The sequence below is a fragment of the Candidatus Propionivibrio aalborgensis genome, from assembly GCF_900089945.1.
GTDB classification, from domain to species: domain Bacteria; phylum Pseudomonadota; class Gammaproteobacteria; order Burkholderiales; family Rhodocyclaceae; genus Propionivibrio; species Propionivibrio aalborgensis.
This window is the reverse complement of record NZ_FLQY01000214.1, coordinates 1-1,642: the sequence shown is the minus strand read 5'-3', so window position 1 is coordinate 1,642 and position 1,642 is coordinate 1. Positions and strand designations below refer to the sequence as shown.

At 56.4% G+C, this 1,642-nt stretch carries 2 protein-coding genes; both read right to left on the bottom strand.

The genetic code is table 11. From position 1 onward, the window contains the following. On the bottom strand, positions 1-360 hold a 360-nt coding region (locus PROAA_RS10970), incomplete at its 3' end, for a flagellar hook-basal body complex protein (protein WP_186411382.1). Between the two features lie 28 nt (positions 361-388). Next, a complete protein-coding gene (flgE, locus tag PROAA_RS10965) occupies positions 389-1,621 on the bottom strand; it encodes a flagellar hook protein FlgE (RefSeq protein WP_186411381.1) in 1,233 nt (410 codons plus the stop codon). Between the last annotated feature and the right edge of the window lie 21 nt (positions 1,622-1,642).

Genomic DNA, 1,642 nt, shown 5'->3' with positions numbered 1-1,642 from the left:
GTTCAATCCAGTGGCGGTCTGAAGTTGACCATTGGTGTTGACTTGAAGGTTTCCGGCCCGGGTATACGCCTCGCGCCCATCGGGAGTCTCCACCGTAATCCAACCCGCCCCCTGAACAGCCACATCCAGCGGACGACCTGTGGCCATCAGCGGACCTTGTTCAAATACATCGGCCACCGACGCGTCCACCACGAATGCCCGCGTTGGAGCCCCTTCACCCTGAATGGGCACCGCGCGAAACTTGTGCTCCATTGCGCGGTAACCGACCGTCGAAGCATTGGACAGATTTTGTGAGACACCGGCCTGTTGCAGGAAGGCGTGCTTGGCGCCGGTCATTGCGGTGTAGATCAGGCGATCCATATCGGCCTCGGTTATTCTTCAATACGGCTTAGCGAAGATTTACCAGCGTCTGCAGTATCTGATCCTGGGTCTTGATCGTTTGCGCATTGGATTGGTAGTTGCGCTGCTGGGTAATCATGTTGACCAGTTGCGCGGTCAGATCGACATTGGACTCCTCCACCGAAGCCGACTGCAAAACTCCGCGACTGCCGGTTCCCGGTGCGCTGACCAGTTCCGGGCCGGACACCGACGTCAATGCCCACTGATTGTTCCCCAAAGACTGAAGGCCGTTCGGATTGGCAAAGGTCGCCAGAACGACTTGACCCAGATTGCGAGCCTGGCCATTGCTGTACCGGCCCTGAACGATACCGTCGGAGCCAACACTCAGCCCAGTCAGACTACCCGTCGTATACCCACCCTGCGTCAATCGATCAACGCTTGATGCGCTGCCGTACTGGGTGGTTCCGGTAAAATCCATGGAGCCCGGTGACCAAGGTGAGGCAGCACCTGTGGTCAGCGCCCACGACGGGAGCACCAACGGCATCGCTGTCGTCAGCACACCCGATGTATTAAAAGCAAGTGCTGCGGGAAAGGCTTGTGGCGTCGCTCCGTCCATTGTGCCGTGCACATTCCACGGGCCGCCGGCCGTCCGTACAAAGTACATCGTCATGGTGTGCGGAACGCCCAGCGTATCGAACACCGACAAGGCAGTCGAATAGTTGTAGGTCTGTGGATTGGCGAAATTGAACGGCGCAACTGCCGGAACGCCCTGCCGTGAATCCAGGTTCAAATTGGCAGTAAGATTCCCCGCCAAGGGATCGCTGGTCGCTCTCGGGCTGATCTGGCTCGATGACAATTGCAGATCAACCGGGCTGGAAGCGGTAATTACTCCGTTTGCGTCGGCCGGGAAACCCATGACCTTCATCGTCTGGTCATTAACGATGAAACCTGCATTGTCAAGATGGAACTGTCCATTCCGGGTATAGGTTACTTCGCCGTTCCGATTCATGCGAAAGAATCCGCCGCCATTGATCGAAATATCGAGCGGATTGTTGGTCGCCGTTACGTTGCCCTGGCTGAACGTTTGCTGGATCCCTGAGATCGTAGCACCGATACCGACCTGAGAAGCACCACTACCAGCCAGCGAATTGGCGAAAACATCGGAAAAGTGAACCTCTGCGGACTTGAATCCCACGGTATTGGCGTTGGCAATATTGTTGCCAAGCACGTCAAGCGCTTTGGATGATGCGTTAAGACCGCTCAAAGCCTGTTGGAATGACATTTCGTTCCCCTATCCTTAGAG

Excerpts from the sequence above, each read along its gene's own strand:
- flgE (WP_186411381.1), bottom strand. The coding sequence starts at position 1,621 with ATGTCATTCCAACAGGCTTTGAGCGGTCTTAACGCATCATCCAAAGCG.